We start from the raw sequence: 22,551 nt of genomic DNA on the forward strand, positions 1-22,551 counted from the left end.
GCCGGTCCGCGCGGTACGCCGACTCGGCGCGTCCGCCGCTCAGTTGAGGTGGGCGCGCCAGTCCGCCGGGACCCGGCCGGCCGGGCCCGGCACCGGCTGGTCGGCCGGACGGCTCTGCGGCGGGGCCAGCGCCACGTCGGTCTCGACGTACGCGTCGGTCGTGAAGTCCCAGAACCAGTCCTCGCCCGGCTCGAAGGTCCGCATGATCGGATGGCCGGTGGCCGCCGAGTGCGCGCTCGCGTGCTGCGCGGGCGACGAGTCGCAGCAGCCGATGTGCCCGCACTGGGCGCAGCGGCGCAGATGGAACCACCAGCCGCCCGCCGCGTCGCAGTCGGCGCAACCGGCCCCGCTGGGCCGGGCGGTGGGGTCGATACCTGGGGTGGTCGTCATGACGGCTCCCGCTGATTGTCGGACGGACTGTCGGAGCTGGCCTGCGGTGCCGCCTCCGGCCGGGCGTCGGACGCGGCATCAGGTGCGGCCTCCGTCTGCTCCGCCGTGAGCGGCAGGCGGACCAGGAAACGGGTGTCGCCGGGCACCGACTCCGCCTGGAGGTCGCCGTGGTGCTTGTTCACCACGATGCGCCAGGAGATGTCGAGTCCCAGCCCCGTGCCCTCGCCCACCGGCTTGGTGGTGAAGAACGGCTCGAAGATCCTTTCCCGGATCTCCGGCGCGATACCGGCTCCGGTGTCACGGAACTCGACCAGAAGCTGCTCGCGGTCCAGCGCCGTACGCACCGTCAGCGTGCCCGTCCCCTCCATCGCGGCCACCGCGTTGTCGATGAGATTGGTCCACACCTGGTTCAGCTCACCCGGATAGCCGGGGATCTTCGGCAGCGTACGGTCGAAGTCCTTGACCACCTTGATGCCCGGACCGAATTTGCCGGTCAGCATGTGCAGCGTGCTCTCCAGCAACTCGTGCACGTCGACCACCTGGTACGGCGCCCGGTCGAGCTGCGAATACTGCCGCGCCGCGTTGACCAGGGTCGAGATCCGGGCCGTGGAGTCCTGGATCTCGTTCATCAGCAGCTCGGTCTCGACGGTGTAGTTCAGCCACCGCATCGCGCTGTCGAGGGTGTCGGGCGTGACCGTCGCGGCCACCCGCTCCAGCCAGTCCGTGTCGAGCCCGGCCTGCACGAAATTCGGCGCGAGGTCCCACCCGGCCGTCACGCCGTGGTCGTCGAGCCAGTCGGAGATGGCGTCCTCGCGGTCCGAGGTCTCCATCGGGGTGAGCTGCACGGCCTTCGCGGACTGCTCGACCGCCCGCTCCTGGAGCTCGATCAGCGTCGCGAGCGTGGCCCGGTCGAGCGGCCCCCCGGCGATCATGCCGAGCTTGTGCCGCATCCCGGCCACCCGCTCGCGCAACGTGGCCGTGGCCCGCAGCGCCGCCGCGGCCGGATTGTTCAACTCGTGGGTGAGACCGGCCGACAGCGACCCCAGGGCCAGCAGCCGCTCACGCTGGCCGATGGCCTGCTTGGTGCTGCGGTTGCCGAAGAACAGCCCCTCCAGCATGTGCACGGCCATCGGGAACCACTCGCGCATCAGCTCGGCGAAGTGGTCCGCCGACAGCACGTAGAAGCGCGACGGCTCGGTGACCCGCAGCGAGCTGTTGTAGACCTGCGGCACCCGGTCGCCCAGATACGACTGGAAGGCGCCCGCGTAGACCCCGCGGTCCGAGGTGCGCGAGACCTCCACGTCGTCGGCGCCCACCCGGCGCGACATCACCACCGTGCCTTCGAGCAGCACGTAGAAGCAGGTCGCGGGCTCGCCCTCCAGATAGACGGCGCCCGGCTCCTCCATCTGCACCCGGCCCTTGCGGCACAGCCAGTCCAACTGGTCGTCGGTCAGCTTCTCGAACAAGAAGAGCGAGCGCAGCTCGGCCACGTCGCACGGCAGGTACTGGACGCTCATAGCCGCTCCAGGTATCGGTGGACGAGCATGACGGCCATGGCGCCCTCGCCGACCGCGGACGCCACCCGCTTGGCGGACTCGGCGCGCGCGTCACCGGCCACGAACACCCCCGGCACGCTGGTCTCCAGGTGGTACGGGGGCCGCTCCAGCGGCCAGTCCACCGGGCGTTCGCCCGGCGGCGCCAGATCGGGACCGGCCACGACGAACCCGCGTTCGTCGCGCAGCACCACCCCGTCCAGCCAGTCCGTCAGCGGGGCGGCGCCGATGAACACGAAGAGCCAGCCCGCGTCGACCGTCTCGGTCAGGCCGGTCGTGGTGTCGCGCAGCGTGATCCGCTCCAGATGGTCCTCGCCCTCGGCGGACACGACCTCCGTGCGCGTACGCACCTTGATCGCCGGGGTGGCCCCGATCTGCTGCACCAGATAGTGCGACATGGACGAGGTCAGCGAGTCGCCCCGGACCAGGATCGTCACGGACTTGGCGCCCCTGGCCAGATACACCGCGGCCTGCCCGGCGGAATTCGCCCCGCCGACGATGTACACGTCCTGCTCCTGGCAGCGGGCCGCCTCGGTCAGCGCGGAACCGTAGAACACACCGCGTCCCGTCAGCTCCGACACGCCGGGCGCGTCGAGCTGCCGGTAGGACACGCCGGTCGCCAGGATCACCGTGTGCGCCGAGACCGCGGAGCCGTCGGCGAAGGTCACGGTCCGCGCCGAGCCGCTGACCTCGAGCCCCGTGACCTCGCACGCGGTCAGGATCTCGGCGCCGAAGCGGGTGGCCTGCCGGTGCGCGCGGTCGGTGAGCTGCCCGCCGGAGACCCCGTCGGGGAAGCCCAGGTAGTTCTCGATCCGGGAGCTCTGCCCCGCCTGCCCGCCGGTCGCGGTGCGCTCCACCAGCACGGTCCGCAGCCCCTCGGACGCGCCGTAGACCGCGGAGCCGAGACCGGCGGGGCCGCCGCCGATGACCACCAGGTCGTAGAAGCGCGCCGAGGGCGTCGTCGCCAGACCGACACTGCTGGCCAGATCCTGGTCGGTGGGCTCCACCAGCGGCTTGCCGTCCGGGGTGATCACCACCGGCAGCCGTACCCCGTCCTCGTCCGCGGCGGCCAGCAGCTTCTGGCCCTCCGGCTCGTCCGAGGCGTACCAGTGATACGGCACCTGATTGCGCGCCAGGAATTCGCGGACCCCCGACGACCGCGCCGACCAGCGGTGGCCGATGACCTTCGTCTCCCGCACCGGCCGGTGGTCCGAGGCGCGCCAGGCGTCGAGCAGCGCGTCCACCACCGGGTACAGCTTCTCCTCCGGCGGGTCCCAGGGCTTGAGCAGATAGTGGTCGAGGTCCACCACATTGATGGCGTCAATGGCCGCGCCCGTGTCGGCGTACGCCGTCAGCAGCACCCGGCGGGCGCCCGGATACACATCCATCGCCCGTTCGAGGAATTCGATGCCGTTCATCGCGGGCATCCGGTAATCCGCCAGGATCACCGCGACCGCGTCACCGCGCAGCCGCATCTCGCGCAGCGCCTCCAGCGCCGACTCCCCGGACTCCGCCCGGACGATCCGGTGCTCCTCGCCGTAACGCCGCCGCAGGTCGCGTGCGACCGCACGCGACACCGAGGGATCGTCGTCGACGGTCACGATCACGGTCCGTGTCGCGCCGCTGGGCTCTGTCCCCAGCATCCATGCCCCCATTCGTGCGGATCACCGGTGCCGGGCCACGGCATGGCGCCGGGGCCCGCCACTCCCATCCTAGGTACGCGGCCTGCCACCCGCAGTTCCACCGTGTTCGCCCTCGGAGGACGCGCCCGGCGGCGCCTCGGAGACCCCCGGCCGCCGCGCCGTACGCGCTCACTGTCAGGCGCCGGTCACCACGGAGCGTGACGGTCCGACCGGCTCGACAGGAGGTCCGGGCCCATCGACGGCACACTGAGGGACGGACCAGGACGATCCGCCCCGCCGACCCGGCGGCCCGCGGGAACGCGTCCGGCCCCGCGTCGAACCCGTCAGGTGGTGATTGCCGTGTCCATGCGCCAGAGCCCGCGCCCCGGGACGGGCGCGACATCCAGCGACGCCGTCTTCGGCGCGCCGTGCTGGGTCAGCCTGACCTCGCGCGACCTGGCCGCGACCCACCGCTTCTACGCGGCGGTCCTGGGCTGGACCTACCGCGGGACGAAGCTGGGCGGCCGGTTCAGCGTCGCGCTGGACGACGGCAGGCCGGTGGCGGGCATCGCCGAGTTGGCCTCCGCCTGGCAGGTGCCCGTCGCCTGGACGCCGTACTTCGCGGTCGAGGACGCCGACGAGACCGCGGCCAGGATCAGGGAACGCAGCGGCACCGTCGCCGTCGGCCCGATCGCCTTCGAATCCGGCCGCGCGGCCCTGGCCGCCGACCGCAACGGCGCCGTCTTCGGCATCTGGGAGGGCCTGCTCTCCGAATCCTGGCCGCGCTGGCGCGACGAGCAGCCGGTGTGGCTGCGGCTGCGCACCCCCGACCCGTTCGAGGCGGCCATCTTCTACGGCGAGGTGCTGCTGTGGGCCAGCGACCGGCCCGGCGCCTGCGAGGTGGCGTACGAGGGCGACGAGGTGGTGCTGCGCAGCGCGGGGCGGGTCGTGGCCCGGCTCGGCCGCGGTGCCGTCCAGGCCGCGCCCGACCCCGTCGAGCGCCCGCACTGGGAGGTCTTCTTCACCCTGCGCGACCTGCCCGCCGCGCTGCGGGCGGTCCGCGCCAACGGCGGCGGTGTCGTGGCGCACCACGCGGGCCCCGCGGGGGAGTCGGCGGTCGTCCGTGACCCGGACGGCGGACTGTTCACGCTGACCGCGCCGGAGGTCACGTAGCCCGTTCGGGGCTGCCCGTCAGCCGTGTGCGCGCGACGAGGTGCGGGCCGGGCGGTACCGGGTCACGGTGAAGGCTCACCCACCAACACACAGGAGAGTGACATGCTTCGTCGTATCGCCATCACCGTCGCCGCCGTTTCCGCCGCCGGGCTCATGTCGGCTGTTCCGGCCGCCGCCGCCGTCTCGCACGACGGCGGTCACGCCGGGATGGGCGGCTTCCACACCGCGGGCGGCTTCGCCGGCTTCGAGAAGACCAACCTCGGCGGCCCGTACGGGATCACCACCGTCAAGGGTGAGATCGGTGGCTTCGAGGCCGGCGGCGGCTACGCGTTCGAGGGCCACCACAGCTCCCACTGACGTCGCGGCCGTCCGCTGACGGCCCGCGTCCGCGCGTGCGGCGGCCCCGCGCCCACGGTTTCTCCCTGCCGTGGGTGCGGGGCCGCCGTCGTGCCCGCTCGGGTGCCGCCCGCTCGGGCGTCGTGCGCTCAGGTGTTGTTGGCGAGATTGCGCAGTCCGCTCAGCGCCCCGTTGAAGTAGTCCTGGTCACCGGGGAAGACGCCGGAGTCGGCGTGCTGCCAGAAGGTGTAGAACGGCCAGCCGGCCGGCAGGGTGCCGACGCTGGAGGCGTACCGCGCGATGAACAGCGGGTCGTTGGCCGAGTAGGCGGAGGTGTTGCCCGTGCAGGTCGTCCACCAGTTGGTCGTGGTGTAGATCGTCGCCCAGCGGGTGGTCTTGGCGTGCACCTCATTGATGAACGACGTGATCCAGGTCCGCATCGCGGCCTGGCTCAGCCCCCAGCAGGTGGACGACGGCCCGTACTCGATGTCCAGCATGGGCGGCAGCGTCTTGCCGTCCTTGGACCAGCCGCCGCCGTGCGCGACGAAGTAGTCGGCCTGGGCCGCGCCCGTCGAGGCGTTGGGGTTCGCGAAGTGGTAGGCGCCGCGGATGAAGCCCGCGTTGTACGAACCCGTGTAGTTCGCCGAGAAGTTGGGGTCACGGAAGGTCGTGCCCTCGGTGGCCTTCATATAGGCGAACCGGGCGCCGTTGGCGTACGCGCCCGCCCAGTTGACGGCGCCCTGGTAGTGGCTCACGTCGAAGCCGAGGGTCTGGGCGGCGTTCGGGGTCACCGTGCCGCCGCCGCTCGACCGGCCCTCGTGGGCCGCGACGGTCGAGCCCATCCAGTCCAGTTCGGGGTGTGCGATGGGGCTGCCGCCGCCGGAAGGGGAGGCCGCGGTGGCCGCGCCGGGAGCCGCGACGAACAGGGCGAGGAGAGCGGTCAGCGTGCCGATCGCCGCGAGCGCGCGGCGTGGCACCGACCCGCGCCGGGAGTCGTGTCCGGCGTTGTCCATGTGCGCCTCCAAGGGCGAGGGGGTGGTTCCTTGGTGGTGTGGCCATGACAATGAAGGAGGTTACGCGCGTAGAACCCTGGGGCGGAAGGGGCTCCGGTGACCGTCATTGGTCTATGCCAGTACGCGGGGCCGGGAGCTGCGGCGCGCCCCGGCGGTGAAAGTGGGCAGGACGCCGCCGGAGGCGGTGTGGACAGCGCGCCCGGCGGTGTGGTTAATCGAGGCATGGACCCCGGCGGTCGGCGACGCGGCCACGGCCGGGGCGCGGACGACCGGGCGGCGCGGCCCGTGCATCCGGCACGTTCGCTTCCGGCACGATCGGTACGTTCTCGCACGTCGGCGCGGTTCCAAGGAGGGGGAGACCCGGTGAGCAGCAGCCTCAACAAGGGCAGCGGGAAGATCGAGGTCCAACTGCGGTGGGATCCGAGTCCGTTGGGCTCGCCCGACACCGATCTCGACCTGATCGCCGCGACGTTCGCCACGGACGACCGGCACGGCGAGCCCGCGTACCTCGTGTACTTCGACAGCCGCTCGCCCGACGGCACCATCACCTTGAACCGCGACAGCAAGACCGGCAAGGGCTTCGGCGCCGACGAGAGCATGACCATCGAACTCGACCGGCTGTCGGCCTCGTACGGCCGCGTCGTGGTGGGCGTCGCCATCCAGCAGCGCGACGGCCGGCTCACCTTCGGCCAGGCGGCGAACCCCGACATCCGGTTACTGGAGGGATACAACGCCCTCCTGGAGTACGACTTCGCCGACGTGGCCGACGCCACCGCCGCGACCGTCGCCGAATTCACCCGCGGGGACGCGGGGGAGTGGCGGTTCCACCGGAACGTCCGCGGATACGACGCCGATCCGGCCGCCTTCGGACGGCTGATGGGCGGCGGGGCCGCCTAGGGCCTGTCCGGCGGATCACGAACGGCCCCTTCGGCCTCTGGCACGCACGCCCGCCGCGTTGCCGGAATACCCGAACAGCTCCGCTATGAGGCCGTCCCGGCGCCTTGCGCTCGCACGCGCCAGGCGCCGCCTGGACCGCCCATGATCCGCGGCGTTGCCGGGGGTGAGCCCCGCGACCAGGGCCGGACGCCCGTGCGGAGCGCCCCGCGCCGCTCATCCGCGACGAGCCGGGGCGCGCGCCGGCCTTTCCGCGGATCGCGGGAGGTGGCCGCACGCCCGGAGAAGGCGCGAGCGGGACGGCAACTGGCGTCCTGTGGGCGGAAATTACGCGCGGCCGGTCAGCGGACACGTCATCACATAAGTCGCCGAATGGGTGAAGACGCCATCATGTCGGCGCCGGGCGCGGCTCCGGCGCTGCTAGCTTCCGTGATGTTGGTCTGATTACACCGATTCGTCCTTTTGTGGACGGATCTGTGCTGATCGGTTGTCCGGATGCACGGCGCACGGGTCGCACCTGGCCGTTCTGACCGAAGGCGTGGAAATCTGCATGTCCGACAAGGCCGGACCGAGCGATGGCAGCGGCGGCGGCACGCTGGGGCGTCTGGAGAACCGCCCTCCGGTGTCGTTCGGGATGGAGGTGCTGCGCGGCATCGCGCAGGTGGACTTCATGCCGAGCGCGCTGTGCGGGGCGGTGTTCCTCGCGGCGCTGTTCGTCTCGGGCTGGCAGCACGGGGTGTACGGGCTGCTGGGCGCGGCGGTCGCCACCGCGACGGCCCACGCGCTGGGCATCGAGCACGCGTTGGTCGGCGCGGGGCTGCGGGGGTTCAACGGTTGCTTGGTCGGCACCGGCTTCTCGGTCTTCCTCGGCCCCGGCCACTGGTCGACGTTCCTGCTCGCCGTCTTCGCCTCCAGCCTGGTGGTCGTGGTGACGACGGCCCTGGCGATCATGCTGGGGACCTGGGACGTACCGACGTTCACCATTCCGTTCTGCCTGGTCACCACCGTCATGACCGTCGGGGCGCCGGGATTCGAGAAGGCGTGGCACCAGGGGCACAGCCTCGCCGCCCTGCCCGCGACCGCCAGCGGCCGGACCGCGCTGACGTGGGATCAGACCTGGCACGCCTTCCTCTCCAGCTTCGGCCAGATCTTCTTCATGTCCCAGTGGTACGTCGGCCTGATGTTCCTCATCGGCATCGCGCTGGCCAACCGGCTGGCGGCGGCGATGGCGTGTGTGGGGAGCGCGACCGCGCTGGCCGTCGCGGTCCTGCTCGGCGCACCGGCGGCCGAGGTCGGCCAGGGGCTGCTGGGGTACAACGCGGTCCTGGTGGCGATGGCGCTGTGCGGGGTGTTCATCGCGCCCGGTCCCTGGAGCCTGGTCTACGCCATCGGCGGCGCGGGGGTGGCGACGGTGGTGACCGCCGCCCTCGACAACATCGTCGCGCCTTTCGGCGGACACGCCCTCACCTGGCCGTTCGTGCTGACCGCCGTGGTCTTCGTCGCCGCCGTCCCCTCGATCCCGCGCCTGCGCCGCACGTGACCGCCCGTATGTGACCGCCCGCACGTGACCGCCCGTATGCGACCGCCCGTATGTGATCACCCTCGGGCGGCCTCACGCCCCCTGTCCGTACCCCTGAAGCCGAAGAGCCCAACCGAAGAGCCGAAGAGCCCAAGAAGAGAGTGAACGGATGAACCTCGCCCCTCGCGAAGTCGACAAGCTCCTCATCTACGTGGTGGCCGATCTGGCCCGCAAGCGCCGTGACCGCGGTGTGAAGCTGAACTACAGCGAGGCATGCGCGCTGATCAGCGAGGCCATCCTGGAGGCCGCGCGCGACGGGCGCTCCGTCGCGGAGTGCATGGAGCTGGGCAAGCAGGTCGTCGCCGCCGGTGACGTGATGCCGGGCGTACGCGACATGCTGCCGCTGCTCCAGGTGGAGGCCGGATTCGTCGACGGCACCAAGCTGGTGTCCTGTCACGACCCGGTCGGGGCATGACGGCGCCGAGCCCCGTCACTGTGCGCACCCCGGCCGCCGCCGCGAGCGTGGTGCTCGTCGGCGGGCACGAGAGCGCCGCCGCCCACGACCTCGCGCCGTGGGCCGGGAGCGGCGCCGGGGACACGTACACCGTGGTCCCGGCAGGCGCGCCCCTCACCCAAGCGGTCGCCCGCCTGCTCGCCGAGCGCGACGCGCCGGTCTGCGTGATCCCGATGACGCTGGGCCGCGACCGCGCGCTGGTCGCCGAGGCGGCGCGGTCGCTGCGCTGGGCGCAGGAGGGCGGCGGCAGCGGACGTACGGTGCTGAGCGCGCCCTTCGGCACCCAGGACCACCTGGTCGGCTGGCTGCGCGCCGCCGCGGGCCGGGGCGCGGGGGACGCTACCGCCGTCCTGGTCACCGCGCCCGCCGCCGACCCGTTCGCCGACGCCGAGCTGTTCCGGGTGGCCCGGCTGGTGCGCCAGTACGGCGGCCACCGCTGGGTCGAGGTCGCCTTCACCGACGGCGACCCCGATGTGCCGCAGGGCGTGGAGCGCTGCCGACGGCTCGGCGCCGAGGACGTGCTGCTGCTGTCGGCCGGGTTCGGGCCGCCCGCCACGTCGTCCCCGCCGGTCGCGGGCGCGGTCGACGGCGGCCCGCTGCTGAGCCGGGCGGCCGTCGAGGGGGTCGTCGCGGCCCGCCGCACCGAGGCCCTGCACCGGCTGGCGCACGGCGACGACGGCGTCGCCGCGGGCCTGGACGCCGAACACGGCCACGGCTTCGCCCACACGCACGCCGACATCTCCGCACCATCCGCACCAGGTGCGCACACCCACAGCCACCCGCACGCCCATCTCCCGCACTGAACCGACCGGTTGCCGCCGTTCCCGCGAGAAAGAGAGACCAGCCATGCCGAATTACTTGTACGGCGATGATCCCGTCGAGATCAACGCCGGCCGCGCCACGGCCACGGTCACCGTGTCGAACACCGGTGACCGCGGGGTCCAGGTCGGCTCGCACTACCACTTCTTCGAGGCCAACCGGGCCCTGGAGTTCGACCGCGAGGCCGCGTACGGAATGCACCTGGACATCCCCGCGGGCACCTCGGTGCGCTTCGAGCCCGGCGACTCACGGGAGGTGACGCTGACCGAATTCGGCGGCCACCGGCGGCTGGTCGGCTTCAGCGGTCTCGTCAACGGCGGCCTGAACTCGGCCACCACCCGGATCGCCGCCGAAGCCCGCGCCGTCGCCCTGGGGTTCAAGGGCGCGACGGGGGACACCGCGGGCGGCGCGGGCAAGAGCGCCGCCGCCGACGGCGCCGCGAAGAACGACAAGGGCGCGAAGAGCGCGAAGAACAAGACGAAGGGTGACCGGTGATGGCGACGCTCCCGCGCAAGCAGTACACGGACCTGTACGGCCCGACCGTCGGCGACCGCTTCCACCTCGCCGACACCAACCTCGTCGTCGAGGTCGAGAAGGACTTCAACGAGGGCCTCTACGGCGACGAGGCCGTCTACGGCGGCGGCAAGAGCATCCGTGACGGCATGGCCCAGGACCCGCAGGCCACCGCCGCCCAGGGCGCGTTGGACCTGGTCATCACCAACGTGGTCGTGCTGGACCCGGTGCTGGGCGTGGTCAAGGGCGACATCGGCGTCAAGGACGGCTTCATCGCGGCGGTCGGCAAGTCCGGCAACCCGCACACCCAGAACGGCGTCCACCCCCTGCTGACCATCGGTCCCGGCACCGAGGTCATCTCCGGCGAGCACCTGATCGCGACGGCCGGCGGCATCGACACGCACATCCACTTCGTCTCCCCGCAGCAGGCCGAGGCGGCGCTGAGCAACGGGATCACCACGCTGGTGGGCGGCGGCACCGGACCCACCGACGGCACCAACGGCACGACCTGCACGCCGGGCCCGTGGAACATCGGCCGGATGTACCAGGCGGCCGAGGATCTGCCGGTCAACATCGGGCTGTTGGGCAAGGGCAACGGCTCGCAGCCCGACGCGCTGGTGGAGCAGGTCGAGGCCGGGGTGTGCGGTCTGAAGGTGCACGAGGACTGGGGCACCACCCCGGCCGTGATCGACACCGCGCTACGGGTCGCCGACGAGTACGACGTGCAAGTGGCCATCCACACCGACTCGTTCAACGAGTCCGGGTTCTTCGAGGACACCCTGTCCGCGATCGACGGCCGTACGATCCACACCTTCCACACCGAGGGCGCCGGCGGCGGGCACGCCCCGGACATCATGCGGATCGCCGGTGAGCCCAACGTCCTGCCGTCGTCCACCAACCCGACCCTGCCGTACACGGTGAACTCGGTGGACGAACTGCTGGACATGGTGATGGTCTGCCATCACCTCAGCCACGACATCCCCGAGGACGTGTCCGTCGCCGACTCGCGGGTCAGGGCGGAGACGATCGCGGCCGAGACGGTGCTGCACGACGAGGGCGTCATCTCCATCTTCTCCTCCGACTCCCAGGCCATGGGCCGGGTCGGCGAGTCCTTCACCCGCGCCTTCCAGACCGCCCATCACTGCAAGGACCAGCGCGGCAAGCTCGACGGCGACAGCGAGCGCAACGACAACCTGCGCGTGCTGCGCTACCTCGCGAAGATGACGATCAACCCGGCCATCGCGGCGGGCATGGCCGAGCACATCGGGTCGCTGGAGGCGGGCAAGCTCGCGGACATCGTGCTGTGGCCGATCAACGCCTTCGCGGCCAAGCCGAAGATGGTCATCAAGGGCGGCCTGGTCAACTGGGCGCAGATGGGCGACCCCAACTCCTCGCTGCCCACCCCGCAACCGGTCTACTACCGGCCGATGTTCGGCGCGAAGGGCCGCGCCAAGCAGGCCACCCGGGTCTCGTTCATGTCCCAGGCGGGCATCGCGGGCGGTGTCCCGGAGCGGCTCGGCCTGGAGAGCAGGATTCTGCCCGTACGGCACTGCCGCTCGGTGGGCAAGCAGCACATGGTCCGCAACAACTCCCTGCCGAAGATCACCGTCGACCCCGAGACGTACAAGGTGACGCTGGACGGAGTCCCCACGACCATCGACCCCGCCCGCGAACTGCCGCTCACCCAACTGTTCTTCCTGGCATGACGACTTCGAACGGCGCGTACGCCTCGAACGACGCGCACGCTCCGGCCGCCCCGCACGCTCCGGCCGACTCCGTCATGGGGCGGCCGGGGCGGCTGGGGGCGCTGCTGGTCAGCCTCCAGCTGACCGACTCGGCCTTCCCCAGCGGCTTCTACACCCTCTCGCACAGCCTGGAGGGCTTCGCCCAGGCCAAGGCCGTGACGGCGGCCGACGTGCCGGGGCTGCTCGCCGATCTGCTGCGCCACGGGATCGGTCCCTGCGACGCCACCGCCCTGGTGCTCACGCACCGGGCGGTGTGCGCGGGGGACTGGGACCTGGTCGCGCGGGTCGACCAGCGGTTGCACGCGGCCAAGCTCAACCGCGAGACGCGGGTGGCCTCCACCCGCGTCGGGCGCCAACTCCTCGACATCGCGGGCACCGTGATCGGCGGACCCGTGCTGGAGCGCTACGCGGCGCTCGTGGCGGGCGGCGGTGCGCCGGGGTCGCAGGCGGCGGTCGCGGGCGCCGTCTACGCCGCCGCCGGGGTGGACGCGGAACAGGCGGTGACCGGCGACCTGTTCGCGCTCGCCGTCAGCTTCGTCGGCGCGGCGCTCCGGCTGCGCCTGACCGACCACGTACGGGCCCAGGTCGTCCTGCGGGCGACGGCGCCGGTGATCGAGGAGGTCGTCGCGCGGGCCCTCACCGCGGAGTTGGCCGACCTCGGGGGCTGCGTACCGATGGCCGACGTCATGTCGGGCCGCCACGAACGCGCGCAGGCCCGGCTGTTCATGACCTGACGTTACGTCATGTCCTGACTCCGGCCGCACGGCCGGACCCCACCACGACACACACATTCAGCGACGGAAGGCAGCACCCCATGCACAACGAACGCCACGTCCTGCGCGTCGGCATCGCGGGCCCGGTGGGATCGGGCAAGACGGCGCTGATCGAGGCCCTGGTGCCGATCCTCACCAGCCGCGGGCACCGGCCCGCCGTCGTCACCAACGACATCTACACCCAGGAGGACGCCCAGCACGTCCGGCGGACCCTGGAAGGCGTGCTCGACCCCGAGCGGGTGGTGGGCGTGGAGACCGGAGCGTGCCCCCACACGGCGGTGCGCGACGACCCGACGATGAACCTGGCGGCGGGCGCGGAACTGCTGGACCGTTTCCCCGACGTGGACACGCTGCTCTTCGAGTCCGGCGGCGACAACCTCACCCTCACCTTCAGCCCGGTCCTGGTCGACCTCTTCCTGTTCGTGCTGGACACCGCCGAGGGGGAGAAGATGCCCCGCAAGCGCGGTCCCGGCATCACCGAGTCGGACCTGCTGGTCATCAACAAGATCGACATCGCCCAGTACGTGCGGTGCGACCTGTCGGTGATGGAGGCCGACGCGCACCGGGTACGCGACGGCGCGCCGGTCATCCTCACCAACTGCCTGAGCGGGCAGGGTCTTGAGGAGATCGCCACCTTCCTGGAGACGTACCGCAAGGTCGCCGCCGTATGAGCCTCACCGGCGCCGCTCGTGCCCGGGCGCCGCGGCAAGCGCCGTCGCCGGCCGTACGGGTGGCCGAACCGGACGGCCCCGAGCACCCGGTGCGTACCAAGGGCTCCGACGACCGGGCCGTCGCGCCGTCGCGCCCTGCCCGGCTGGACCCGGCGCACTACGAGCCCGCGCGCGTCCCCCGGGAGGTCCGCAGGCACGCGGCCGTGCCCGACACCCTGCCGGTCGGTCACGCGGGCAAGGTCGGGCTGCTGGAGCTGACCTTCGAGCGCCGCGCCGAACGGACGGAACTGACCGGCCACTTCCAGAAGACCCCGCTCCAGATCATGCGGCCGCTCTACTACGACCCGGCCAGGCCCGACCTGCCCATCACACAGGTGATGTCGACCGGCGGCGGCATCCTGCAAGGCGACCGGCTCCGTATCGACGTCACCTGCGGACCGGGCGCGGCCACCCACCTCACCACGCAGACGGCCACCAGGGTCCACCGCATGGAGTTCGACTACGCGACCCAGCAGGTCGCCGTCGACGCCGGAGCCGACTCCTACGTCGAGTACCTGCCGGACCCGACGATCCCCTACGGCGGGGCCCGTTACTACCAGCGCACCACCGTCACCGCCGACGCCACCGCGACCGTCCTGGCCGCCGAGACGCTCTACGCGGGCCGCCTGGCGCGCGACGAGCGCCACGCCTACGAGGTCTTCGCCTCCGACGTCGAGATCCGGCGCCCCGACGGCGCGCTCCTCGCCGTGGACGCCATGCGGCTCGAACCGGGCGCTGCCCCGGTGACCGGCCTGGCCGTCCTCGGCGGCCACGACATCGTGTCCACCTTCTACGTCGTCACCGCGCGCGCACCGGCCGCGGCCGTCGCCGACACCCTGCACGAGGCCCTCGCCGACAGCCCGGCGCTCTTCGGCGTGAGCGTGCTGCCCGGCGACAGCGGGGCCTGGCTGCGGCTGCTCACCGACGACCCGCGGACCGCCGCGAGCGCGCTGCGTCTCGCGTGGGACGCCGTACGCAGGCTGCTGATCGGCGTACCCGCGCCCGCGATGCGCAAGCCCTGACCCCCGCACGCCCGCCGACGACGACAACGGCGCCGACCTCGACCGAACGCCGTACGTTCACAGGAGTTCCCCTTGCTCATGGCCGCCACCGCCAACACGGGCGACACCGCCTGGCTCCTGGCGAGCACCGCGATGGTGCTGCTGATGACACCCGGCCTGGCCTTCTTCTACGGCGGCATGGTCCGCACCCAGCACGTGCTGGTGATGCTCAAGATGAGCTTCGTCTGCCTGGCCCTGGTGACCGTGCTGTGGCTGGCGGTCGGCTACACCCTCGCCTTCGGCCCCGACCTCGGCGCGGGCCTGCTCGGCAACCTCGACCACGCCTTCCTGCGCGGCGTCACCATGACCGACCTGCACGGCAGCGTCCCCACACTGCTGTTCTCCTGCTTCCAGATGTCGTTCGCCATCATCACCGTTGCGCTGATCAGCGGTTCCATCGCGGGCCGCGCCACCATGCGCGGCTGGCTGGTCTTCGTGGCCGCCTGGACCCTGCTGGTCTACGTACCGCTGGCGCACTGGGTGTTCGCCCCCGACGGCTGGGTGTCCGCGCATCTGAGGGCGCTGGACTTCGCGGGCGGCCTCGTCGTCGAACTCAACTCCGGCGCGGCGGGCCTGGCCGCGGCCATCGTGCTGCGCAAGCGCAAGGACTTCGAGCGCCAGCCGGTGCGCCCGCACAATCTGCCGCTGGTCGTGATCGGCCTGGCCCTGCTGTGGTTCGGCTGGTTCGGCTTCAACGCGGGATCCGCGCTGCACGTGGCGGGCGCCGCGCCCACCGCCTTCCTCAACACCCAACTCGCCGCCTGCGCGGCCATGATCGGCTGGCCGCTGATCGAGAAGTGGCGGCTGGGCAGCGTGGACATGCTCGGCGTCACCTCCGCGGCCGTCGCGGGCATGGTCGCCATCACGCCGTCCTGCGGTGAGGTGTCGCCGCTGGGCGCGGTGTGCATCGGCTTCGCCGCGGGTGTGGTGTGCGCCTTCGCCATCAACCTCAAGTTCAAGATCGGCGTGGACGACACCCTGGACGTGGTCGGCGTGCACGGCTGGGGCGGCATCGTCGGCACGGTGTCCATCGGCCTGTTCGCCACCTCGGCGATGAGCGGGCGCGAGGGCCTGTTCTACGGCGGCGGTCTCGATCTGCTCTGGCGCCAGATCGTCGCCGTGCTGGCCTGCGGCTCGTTCTCCTTCGTCGTCACCTGGCTCATCGCCCAGGCCGTCAACCGCACGGTCGGCTTCCGTACCGAGGCGGAGTACGAGGACGTGCCGGGCCGGGACGAGGAGATCGCGTACGACAACGCGACGCTGGACGAGGTCAGGGCCCGGCTGGACGAGCCGCGCCACCCGGCGCGGGTGGGCGCCCCGGCGGCCCCGGACGACGACATGGCCCGCGTCAACAAGATCCTCGACGTCCTGGAACGACGCGAGCGCGACCGATGACCGCGCCCGCGTACCCCTCCGCAGCCGTACTCGTACCCGAATCAGCGGCCACGCCCGGCCGTCCGTGTGAGGACCTGTCATGAACCAGCACTTCGACTCCGGCAACACCGCCTGGCTGATGATGGCCACGGCCATGGTCCTGCTGATGGCCCCGGGACTCGCCTTCTTCTACGGCGGCATGGTCAGGACCAGTCAGATCATCGCCATGCTCAAGATGTGCTTCGCCTGCGTCGCCGTCGTCACGCTGATCTGGTGGGCGGTCGGCTACTCGCTCGCCTTCGGCCCCGACGCCGAGGGGCTGGGCATGATCGGCACCCTCGACCACGCCTTCCTGCGCGGCATCTCCCTCAACAGCGCGACCGGTGACGTGCCCACCGTGATCCACTCCGTCTTCCACATGAGCTTCGCCATCGTCACCGTGGCCCTGATCAGCGGATCGGTGGCCGGGCGCGCCACGATGCGCGGCTGGACGGCCTTCGTCTGCGTCTGGACGCTGCTGGTGTACGTGCCCATGGCGCACTGGGTGTTCGACAGCGACGGCTGGGTCGCCAAGGAGGTCGGCGCCGTCGACTTCTCCGGCGGCACCGTGGTCGAACTCAGCTCGGGCGCCGCGGGTCTCGCGCTGGCCATCGTCGCGGGCAAGCGCGAGGACTTCGAGCGCCAGCCGATCCGTCCGCACAATCTGCCGCTGGTCGTGATCGGCCTGGCCCTGATGTGGTTCGGCTGGTTCGGCTTCAACGCCGGTTCCTATCTGAACGGGCCCGCCAGCACCACCATGGCGTTCGTGAACACCCAGTTCGCGGCGGGCGCGGCCATGATCGGCTGGGCCGCGACCAGCTACTGGCACAACCGGCGCGTCACCCTGCTCGACATCTCCATGGGCGCGGTCACCGGCCTGGTGTCCATGACGCCGCTGGCCGCCGGGGTCAGCCCGGTATGGGCCACCGTCATCGGCTTCCTCGCCGGGCTGACCTGCGCCTTCGCGGTGAGCTGGAAGTACCGGCTCGGCGTGGACGACACCCTGGACGTCGTCGGCATCCACGGCTGGGGCGGCCTGTTCGGCATGCTGATGGCCGGCCTGGCCGCGACCGGCGCGGTCACCGGCAAGAAGGGCCTGTTCTACGGCGGCTCGTGGGGGCTGCTAGGCGACCAGCTCGTCGCCGTCCTCGTCCTGGGACTGTTCTCCTTCACCATGACCGCCGTCATCGGCAAGGTCGTCGACAAGACCGTCGGGCTGCGCCAGCCCGGCGGCATCGTGGAGCACGAGCAGGCGTACGACACGGACGTCGCCAGCCAACTCCAGGACGTCACCGACACGTTGCGCGGTCCCGCCGCCCCGACGGACGACAACGACCCCAGCCATCTCATCGCCCAACTGCGCACTCTGCTCGCCTCCCACGAGCGGAACTGACCTTCGTACGGACCGCCGCGCGGGGGCCGGACCCGAGGCATCGCATTGGATGCGTCACAAACGCGGCGGTCGCCCGCAAACGGACGGGTCCGGGCCCGCCATGACGGCGGACCCGGACCCGGAGGACCGTGTACGGCTCAGCCCGCGCGGACGATGTTCTCCGCCTGCGGACCCTTCTGGCCCTGGGTGACGTCGAAGGTGACGGGCTCGCCTTCGGTCAGCTCCCGGTATCCGTTGCCCTGGATGTTGGAGTAGTGGGCGAAGACATCGGGGCCTCCGCCTTCCTGGGCGATGAACCCGAAGCCCTTCTCGGAGTTGAACCACTTCACCGTGCCGTTGGCCATGCGTGTGAGTCCTCTGCGTCTGTGGTCTGCACCGGTCGCGGAACCTGGTGGATCCGCGGCCTGTGGACGCCCGCCTACGGGCACCCGCAGCCGTACGTACCCCATCGCGGCGCGCCGCATGCACGCCGATCGCGCGGATGACCGCGGAGGGCGAACATGCGCCGCGCCACGGCCGGAAACCGGCCCTCGACCGACCCGTCATCCGGAGCAACACTGACCCGTCCGGGGGTGGGCGGTCGCACCGGCCGGGCACGCTCGTGGGATGCTGGGGCGGGATCCGATCTTGACGAGGGAACGCGGCGGCACGATGAGAACGGCACGGAGGATCCGCCACAGGGTCTGGGACCGCTACTCGGCCTCCGACCCCGGCCTGCTGCGGCTGATGGCGGGACTGCGGACGGTCGGCTCGATCGGTCTCGCCCTGCTGATCCTGTCCCTGCTGCACATCTCCGTGACCCATATGGTCGCGGGCGCCATGGCCGCCATGGTCTCCACCTTCGCCATCCGCGAGAAGCGGGTACGCGACCAGGCCGTCACCCTCGCCCTCGGGCTGCCCACCGCCTTCGCCTCGGTGTCGCTCGGCGCACTGCTCAACCCGCACATCGTCATCGGCGACCTCGCCTTCATCCTGCTGATCTTCGGCGCCGCCTACGCCCGCCGCTTCGGCGAACGCGGCACCGCGCTCGGCATGATCGGCTTCCAGATCTACTTCCTCTCCCTGTTCGTCCACGCCACCGGCGCCGGCCTGCCGTCGCTCTACCTCTCGCTGGCCGTCGCCTTCGCGTGCAGCGCCGTCATGCGCTTCGCGCTCGTCCCCGAGACCCCGGAACGCACCCTGGGGCGGCTGCGCCAGGCGTTCCGGGCCAGAACCGCCCAGCTCGTCGCCACCCAGATCGACCTCCTCGAAGCCGACTCCGACCGGCTGGAGAGCGTCATCGGCGACCTGCGCAAGGACGTCGCCCGGCTGCACGAGGCCGCCCTGATGATCCAGAGCGCGCTGGAGGTGGGCACCGACGACGAGGCCACCGCCGCCCTGCTGCAACGCCGGGTCGCGGACGCCGAGATCGCCGTCGAACGCCTCGGCCTGCTGCTGCTCACCGCCCGCAGCGCCGAACGCGCCGACACCCTGACGCTCCACCTGCCGAACGCGCCGCTGCCCGCACCCGCGCGCCGCACCGACGACGAGGACGACGCGCTGCGCAAGCTGCGCGCCGAGCTGCGGGCGCTGCACCTGCTGGTGACCCGGCTCGGCACCGACGACCCCGGCACCGCCGTCACCCAGGTGCGCAACCGCCTGCTGGCCTACCGCGACGACGAGAATCTGCCGCGCGCCTCGCTCGCCGTCCAGGACGCCTTCCGCGGCATCGGCGAGGCCGCGCGCGCCGTCCTCGGCCTGCGGCTGGCGCTCGACGGGCCGGGCGACGAGTCCGACGACACACCCGAGACGATCCGCTCCCGCGAGGAGTTCGAGGCCGAGGACCTGGCGCTGGCGGGGGAGGGCGAGAGCGAGCAGGACCGTACCGGCCTCAAGCGCCGCACGACCCGCGCCGCCGTCCAGGTCTCCGCGGGGTCCGCGCTGGCCATCCTCGGCGGCGAGTTCCTGTCCACGCAGCGCTGGTACTGGGCGGTCCTGACCTGCTGGGTGGTCTTCCTCAACACCTCCTCGACCGGCGAGATCCTGGTCAAGGGCTACCGGCGGCTGATCGGCACGGTGTGCGGCGTGGTGGCCGGTGTGCTGCTCGCCGGGGTCGTCGGCAACCACACCTGGACGGCGTTCACCCTCGTCCTGGTGCTGATCTTCGCGATGTTCTTCACCGCCCCGGTGTCGTACGCGCTGATGTCGTTCTTCGTCACCGCGATGCTCGGCCTGCTCTACAGCCTGCTGCACACGTACAGCGTCTCGGTACTCGTACTGCGCATCGAGGAGACCGCGCTCGGCGCCGCCTGCGGGGTCATCGCGGCCGTGCTGATCTTCCCGGTCCACACCGATCTGCGCACCGACGAGCAACTGGTCACCGTCCTGGCCAAGCTCCGCGACGTGGCCACCGCCGCCGTCGCCCAGCTCAGCGGCGGCCCGGCCGTCGACCTGCTGGACCTGGCCCGCGAACTGGACACCGCGCTGGACGACCTGCGCCGCTCCACCCACCCGCTGACCCACCCGATCACCCCGCTGCGGGGCCGCAGGCGCACCGCCCGCTATCTGGTCGCCCTGCTGGAGACCTGCGCCTACCACGCGCGCTCGCTCGCGGCGACCGCCGAACTGGTCCCGTACAGCAAGAGCATCGCCGCCGACCCCCGGCTGACGGCCGTCGGCGTACGCCTGGAGCACAACCTCGACGTGCTCATCGCCCATGTGGAGGAGATCAAGGACGACAAGGGCGGGAAGGGCAGGGCCAAGGACGGTACGACGGCAGCGGACGGGACGGCGCAGGGCGCGATCCGGACCGAGCCCAGCATCGCCTCCATGCTGGAGGGCACCGGCTCCGCCGTACCGCGCTCGGGCTCCGTCACCTTCCGCGTGCTGCGCCACCTCCAGCGGCTGGACGAGGGCGTGGCGGGCCTGGCCCGGCCGCTCGGCGTCACGGTCGAGACGCCGGCCGGCAGGACCGGCAGCCGCCGGGCGGCCTGAATCGGTCGCGCGTGAGCCTTGGCAGCCAGGGCCCGGTGGTACGGGGCTCACGCTCCCGCACCACCGGGCCTCGGTGGCGCCGAGGTCAGTTCAGGGCGAACTTCTGCGCGGCCGTGCCGTTGCAGTCGTGGATCCGCAGGCGGGCGCCGTTGGCCGTGGCGCCGTCCGGGGAGTCCAGGCAGCGCCCGGACCGCGGATTGAGCAGCGATCCGTCGGACCGCTGGACCCACACCTGGCCGCCCACCGCGGTGTCGCAGTCGTACAGCTCCACCAACGAGTCCTGCGCGGTGGCGTCGCCCGCGATGTCCAGGCAGCGGCCGAGCGTGGTGAGCCGGTTCGTGGACGTGTGCACCCAGTGCTGGTCGCGGGCGTAGGACTGGCAGTCCCACAACTGCGCCGCGGACAGATTGCCGCCGATGTCGTCGCCCGTGATGTCCAGGCACTTCGCGCCGGGCCCGGCGATCATCGAACCGCCGTTGACGGTGAAGACCTGGGCGGCCGTGCCGTTGCAGTCGTGGATCTGGAGGCGGGTGCCGTTGGCGGTCGCGCCGTCGGTGGCGTCCAGGCAGCGGCCGGACTGCGGGTTGAACAGCGAGCCGTCGGCCCGCTGCACCCACTTCTGCCCGCCGACCCCGTTGCAGTCCCAGAGTTCGACCTGCGTGTTGTTCGCGGTGCCGTTGCCGTTGATGTCCATGCAGCGGCCCAGCGTCCGCAGCGAACTGTCGGGCTCGTGCACCCAGTGCTGATCTGCGGCGCCGCTCTGGCAGTCCCAGAGCTGGACGGCGGCGCCCTTGCTCGCGACGTCGTCCCCGGTCACGTCCACGCACTTCCCGCCGGGCGCGGCGACCGTCGCCGGAGCGACCCCGGCCGTGTCGCCCGCGTAGCCGGCCGCCACGACGTTCGCCTGTACGGCGTTGTCCGCCGCGTCGGTGGGATAGCCGGAGGTCATGACGCCCTCGAAGAACGACCCGACCGCGCGGTTGCTGTTGTCGCCGCCGGTGCCGAGCACGATGGAGCCCTCCTGCCTCATCGGCGCGTAGCCCGGTGGCAGCGCGCCGTTCCACCAGGTCGTGAGCCCGCCGGACTGCGAATTCCCGCCCTTGAGAGCGAAGGACGTCTGGCCGTTGTTCTTCAGCACGGCCGTGACGAAGGGGCTCGCATTGCCGCCGTTGACGCTGTGGGCGTTGGTGTCCGCCTGGAAGATGCCGTTCTCCAGGTCGGCCTGCACCCACGGACCGTCGCCGGAACAGGGGCTGCACGCGCGGGCCAACGACATGTTGAGCGCGTCCATGTGACCGGCGCCCGTGTCGTTCGGGATCGCCTCGACATTGCCGAAGTCGAAGCAGCAGTCGCGGTTGACATGGGTGCCGCTGGTCACCATGTACATCCCCTCGGCCTGCCCGTTGACGGCGACACCCGAACCGACGGCATGGCGGTACCCGACGCCCGGCGGCACGTAGACGCCGTAGACGGAGTGCCCCGCCACCGTGACGTGCAGCGCGTTCGCCAGGGCGCCGACATCGGCGGCCCCGGCGGTGCCCGAACCCTCGATGGTCAGGTCGTTGTGGCGCGGCGACTGGTCGTAGATCTTGGTGATGACGCACACCGCGCCGTTGCAGAAGGCGTTCTGCGCACCGGCGTTCGCGTAGCCGCCGGTCCCGGTCGGCCCGATGTCGAGGGCGGCGTTGTCCCGCACGCGCGTGACCTGGTACAGGCCGCCGTTGTACGAGCCGTACAGCGCCCTGACCGTACTGAAGGCGCCCACGCAGGGGGTGCCGGCGTTGCCGTAGATGTCGCACGGCTGGTTCGCGGCGGCGTGCGCGGGACCGGTGACGCCGACCAGCAGGCCGAGGGTCAGGGTCAAGGTCGCGCCCAGGGCGAGCAGGACGCCGCGTAAGCGCCTCAACGGGTGGCGTGCGGATGGTCGGTGGTCGCGAGCGGTCGTCGTCGAAGCGGTCATCGTCGACCTTTCTCCGTGGGGGGATGGCACGGAACACGGTGAGAGATGCGAACTGCTCATACGATTCAGCGACTTCGAAGCTAGAGGCGTCTCGTAGTGCCCGTCAACCCTCGGACCCTGCGGTCATAAGGCCGGACAATCTTGTCCCGAAGGCTTGACGAGCGGTCCGGCGTCACT

20 protein-coding genes are annotated in these 22,551 nt (G+C 71.6%); 14 read left to right on the forward strand and 6 right to left on the reverse strand.

What is annotated here, in order from left to right; genetic code table 11:
- Positions 1 to 39: 39 nt before the first annotated feature.
- From ACIQCJ_RS26020 to ACIQCJ_RS26030, 3 genes are read right to left on the reverse strand one after another with little or no spacing between them, the layout of a single operon-like run.
- Entirely contained in the window at positions 40 to 390 is a 351-nt protein-coding gene (locus ACIQCJ_RS26020; protein ID WP_355349748.1) for a UBP-type zinc finger domain-containing protein, read from the reverse strand.
- Positions 387 to 1,907 carry an ATP-binding protein gene (locus ACIQCJ_RS26025; protein ID WP_402712675.1) on the reverse strand — a complete coding sequence of 507 codons (1,521 nt, stop codon included), beginning with the start codon at positions 1,905 to 1,907 and terminating at the stop codon, positions 387 to 389. Before ACIQCJ_RS26025 ends, ACIQCJ_RS26020 begins: the two co-directional genes overlap by 4 nt.
- Entirely contained in the window at positions 1,904 to 3,586 is a 1,683-nt protein-coding gene (locus ACIQCJ_RS26030) for an FAD-dependent oxidoreductase (RefSeq protein ID WP_355349742.1), read from the reverse strand. Before ACIQCJ_RS26030 ends, ACIQCJ_RS26025 begins: the two co-directional genes overlap by 4 nt.
- 345 nt (positions 3,587 to 3,931) lie before the next feature.
- On the opposite strand from ACIQCJ_RS26030, the gene ACIQCJ_RS26035 reads away from it, so the two are divergent.
- Together ACIQCJ_RS26035 and ACIQCJ_RS26040 are read left to right on the forward strand one after the other, a co-directional pair.
- Positions 3,932 to 4,738: a VOC family protein gene (locus tag ACIQCJ_RS26035; RefSeq protein WP_355349769.1), complete on the forward strand. Its 807-nt coding sequence runs from the start codon at positions 3,932 to 3,934 to the stop codon at positions 4,736 to 4,738.
- A gap of 102 nt (positions 4,739 to 4,840) precedes the next feature.
- Positions 4,841 to 5,095, forward strand: coding sequence for a hypothetical protein (locus ACIQCJ_RS26040; protein WP_355349739.1), 255 nt, complete (start codon positions 4,841 to 4,843; stop codon positions 5,093 to 5,095).
- Positions 5,096 to 5,223: 128 nt separating this feature from the next.
- On the opposite strand, the gene ACIQCJ_RS26045 is transcribed toward ACIQCJ_RS26040, so the two are convergent.
- Complete coding sequence (locus ACIQCJ_RS26045; protein ID WP_401720709.1) at positions 5,224 to 6,087, reverse strand: GH25 family lysozyme; 864 nt, start codon at positions 6,085 to 6,087, stop codon at positions 5,224 to 5,226.
- A 363-nt stretch (positions 6,088 to 6,450) separates the two neighbouring features.
- Between ACIQCJ_RS26045 and ACIQCJ_RS26050 the strand changes: the two genes are divergently transcribed.
- The 11 genes from ACIQCJ_RS26050 to ACIQCJ_RS26100 all read left to right on the forward strand — a co-directional run bounded on the left by ACIQCJ_RS26050 (position 6,451) and on the right by ACIQCJ_RS26100 (position 17,441).
- Positions 6,451 to 6,984 carry a TerD family protein gene (locus tag ACIQCJ_RS26050; RefSeq protein ID WP_355349733.1) on the forward strand — a complete coding sequence of 178 codons (534 nt, stop codon included), beginning with the start codon at positions 6,451 to 6,453 and terminating at the stop codon, positions 6,982 to 6,984.
- Between the two features lie 547 nt (positions 6,985 to 7,531).
- Positions 7,532 to 8,521 carry an urea transporter gene (locus ACIQCJ_RS26055; protein WP_355349730.1) on the forward strand — a complete coding sequence of 330 codons (990 nt, stop codon included), beginning with the start codon at positions 7,532 to 7,534 and terminating at the stop codon, positions 8,519 to 8,521.
- Between the two features lie 148 nt (positions 8,522 to 8,669).
- On the forward strand, positions 8,670 to 8,975 hold the full coding sequence (locus ACIQCJ_RS26060; protein WP_355349727.1) for an urease subunit gamma: 306 nt from the start codon (positions 8,670 to 8,672) through the stop codon (positions 8,973 to 8,975).
- The gene (locus ACIQCJ_RS26065) at positions 8,972 to 9,817 is read left to right on the forward strand and encodes a sirohydrochlorin chelatase (protein ID WP_402712676.1); all 846 of its coding nucleotides are present in this window, start codon (positions 8,972 to 8,974) and stop codon (positions 9,815 to 9,817) included. The genes ACIQCJ_RS26060 and ACIQCJ_RS26065 overlap by 4 nt, the downstream gene beginning before the upstream one ends.
- Positions 9,818 to 9,860: 43 nt before the next feature.
- On the forward strand, positions 9,861 to 10,328 hold the full coding sequence (locus ACIQCJ_RS26070) for an urease subunit beta (protein ID WP_355349721.1): 468 nt from the start codon (positions 9,861 to 9,863) through the stop codon (positions 10,326 to 10,328).
- Entirely contained in the window at positions 10,328 to 12,052 is a 1,725-nt protein-coding gene (gene ureC / locus ACIQCJ_RS26075) for an urease subunit alpha (RefSeq protein WP_355349718.1), read from the forward strand. The genes ACIQCJ_RS26070 and ureC overlap by 1 nt, the downstream gene beginning before the upstream one ends.
- A 74-nt stretch (positions 12,053 to 12,126) precedes the next feature.
- Positions 12,127 to 12,825 carry an urease accessory protein UreF gene (locus ACIQCJ_RS26080; protein ID WP_402712740.1) on the forward strand — a complete coding sequence of 233 codons (699 nt, stop codon included), beginning with the start codon at positions 12,127 to 12,129 and terminating at the stop codon, positions 12,823 to 12,825.
- Positions 12,826 to 12,905: 80 nt separating this feature from the next.
- Positions 12,906 to 13,535, forward strand: coding sequence for an urease accessory protein UreG (ureG, locus tag ACIQCJ_RS26085; protein ID WP_355349715.1), 630 nt, complete (start codon positions 12,906 to 12,908; stop codon positions 13,533 to 13,535).
- Positions 13,532 to 14,596, forward strand: a complete 1,065-nt coding sequence (locus tag ACIQCJ_RS26090) for an urease accessory protein UreD (RefSeq protein WP_402712677.1) — start codon at positions 13,532 to 13,534, stop codon at positions 14,594 to 14,596. Before ureG ends, ACIQCJ_RS26090 begins: the two co-directional genes overlap by 4 nt.
- Before the next feature lie 78 nt (positions 14,597 to 14,674).
- Complete coding sequence (locus ACIQCJ_RS26095; protein WP_355349709.1) at positions 14,675 to 16,030, forward strand: ammonium transporter; 1,356 nt, start codon at positions 14,675 to 14,677, stop codon at positions 16,028 to 16,030.
- Positions 16,031 to 16,109: 79 nt separating this feature from the next.
- Positions 16,110 to 17,441, forward strand: coding sequence for an ammonium transporter (locus ACIQCJ_RS26100; protein WP_355349706.1), 1,332 nt, complete (start codon positions 16,110 to 16,112; stop codon positions 17,439 to 17,441).
- A 137-nt stretch (positions 17,442 to 17,578) separates the two neighbouring features.
- Here ACIQCJ_RS26100 and ACIQCJ_RS26105 read toward each other — a convergent pair whose 3' ends face one another.
- Positions 17,579 to 17,785, reverse strand: coding sequence for a cold-shock protein (locus ACIQCJ_RS26105; RefSeq protein ID WP_188280047.1), 207 nt, complete (start codon positions 17,783 to 17,785; stop codon positions 17,579 to 17,581).
- A gap of 307 nt (positions 17,786 to 18,092) precedes the next feature.
- Here ACIQCJ_RS26105 and ACIQCJ_RS26110 point away from each other — a divergent pair, with 307 nt between their 5' ends.
- Entirely contained in the window at positions 18,093 to 20,414 is a 2,322-nt protein-coding gene (locus ACIQCJ_RS26110) for an FUSC family protein (RefSeq protein ID WP_402712678.1), read from the forward strand.
- A gap of 85 nt (positions 20,415 to 20,499) precedes the next feature.
- Here ACIQCJ_RS26110 and ACIQCJ_RS26115 read toward each other — a convergent pair whose 3' ends face one another.
- Positions 20,500 to 22,320, reverse strand: a complete 1,821-nt coding sequence (locus ACIQCJ_RS26115; protein WP_402712679.1) for an arabinofuranosidase catalytic domain-containing protein — start codon at positions 22,318 to 22,320, stop codon at positions 20,500 to 20,502.
- Positions 22,321 to 22,551 lie beyond the last annotated feature (231 nt).

Source organism: Streptomyces sp. NPDC093221 (assembly GCF_044753885.1).
In the GTDB taxonomy this organism is placed as follows: domain Bacteria; phylum Actinomycetota; class Actinomycetes; order Streptomycetales; family Streptomycetaceae; genus Actinacidiphila.

Coding starts and splice junctions, on each gene's coding strand:
- ACIQCJ_RS26055 (WP_355349730.1), top strand. CDS start 7,532: ATGTCCGACAAGGCCGGACCGAGCGATGGCAGCGGCGGCGGCACGCTG.
- ACIQCJ_RS26065 (WP_402712676.1), top strand. CDS start 8,972: ATGACGGCGCCGAGCCCCGTCACTGTGCGCACCCCGGCCGCCGCCGCG.
- ACIQCJ_RS26030 (WP_355349742.1), bottom strand. CDS start 3,586: ATGCTGGGGACAGAGCCCAGCGGCGCGACACGGACCGTGATCGTGACC.
- ACIQCJ_RS26040 (WP_355349739.1), top strand. CDS start 4,841: ATGCTTCGTCGTATCGCCATCACCGTCGCCGCCGTTTCCGCCGCCGGG.
- ACIQCJ_RS26080 (WP_402712740.1), top strand. CDS start 12,127: ATGGGGCGGCCGGGGCGGCTGGGGGCGCTGCTGGTCAGCCTCCAGCTG.
- ACIQCJ_RS26090 (WP_402712677.1), top strand. CDS start 13,532: ATGAGCCTCACCGGCGCCGCTCGTGCCCGGGCGCCGCGGCAAGCGCCG.
- ureC (WP_355349718.1), top strand. CDS start 10,328: ATGGCGACGCTCCCGCGCAAGCAGTACACGGACCTGTACGGCCCGACC.
- ACIQCJ_RS26060 (WP_355349727.1), top strand. CDS start 8,670: ATGAACCTCGCCCCTCGCGAAGTCGACAAGCTCCTCATCTACGTGGTG.
- ACIQCJ_RS26105 (WP_188280047.1), bottom strand. CDS start 17,785: ATGGCCAACGGCACGGTGAAGTGGTTCAACTCCGAGAAGGGCTTCGGG.
- ACIQCJ_RS26100 (WP_355349706.1), top strand. CDS start 16,110: ATGAACCAGCACTTCGACTCCGGCAACACCGCCTGGCTGATGATGGCC.
- ACIQCJ_RS26025 (WP_402712675.1), bottom strand. CDS start 1,907: ATGAGCGTCCAGTACCTGCCGTGCGACGTGGCCGAGCTGCGCTCGCTC.
- ureG (WP_355349715.1), top strand. CDS start 12,906: ATGCACAACGAACGCCACGTCCTGCGCGTCGGCATCGCGGGCCCGGTG.
- ACIQCJ_RS26070 (WP_355349721.1), top strand. CDS start 9,861: ATGCCGAATTACTTGTACGGCGATGATCCCGTCGAGATCAACGCCGGC.
- ACIQCJ_RS26095 (WP_355349709.1), top strand. CDS start 14,675: ATGGCCGCCACCGCCAACACGGGCGACACCGCCTGGCTCCTGGCGAGC.
- ACIQCJ_RS26020 (WP_355349748.1), bottom strand. CDS start 390: ATGACGACCACCCCAGGTATCGACCCCACCGCCCGGCCCAGCGGGGCC.
- ACIQCJ_RS26110 (WP_402712678.1), top strand. CDS start 18,093: ATGAGAACGGCACGGAGGATCCGCCACAGGGTCTGGGACCGCTACTCG.
- ACIQCJ_RS26035 (WP_355349769.1), top strand. CDS start 3,932: ATGCGCCAGAGCCCGCGCCCCGGGACGGGCGCGACATCCAGCGACGCC.
- ACIQCJ_RS26045 (WP_401720709.1), bottom strand. CDS start 6,087: ATGGACAACGCCGGACACGACTCCCGGCGCGGGTCGGTGCCACGCCGC.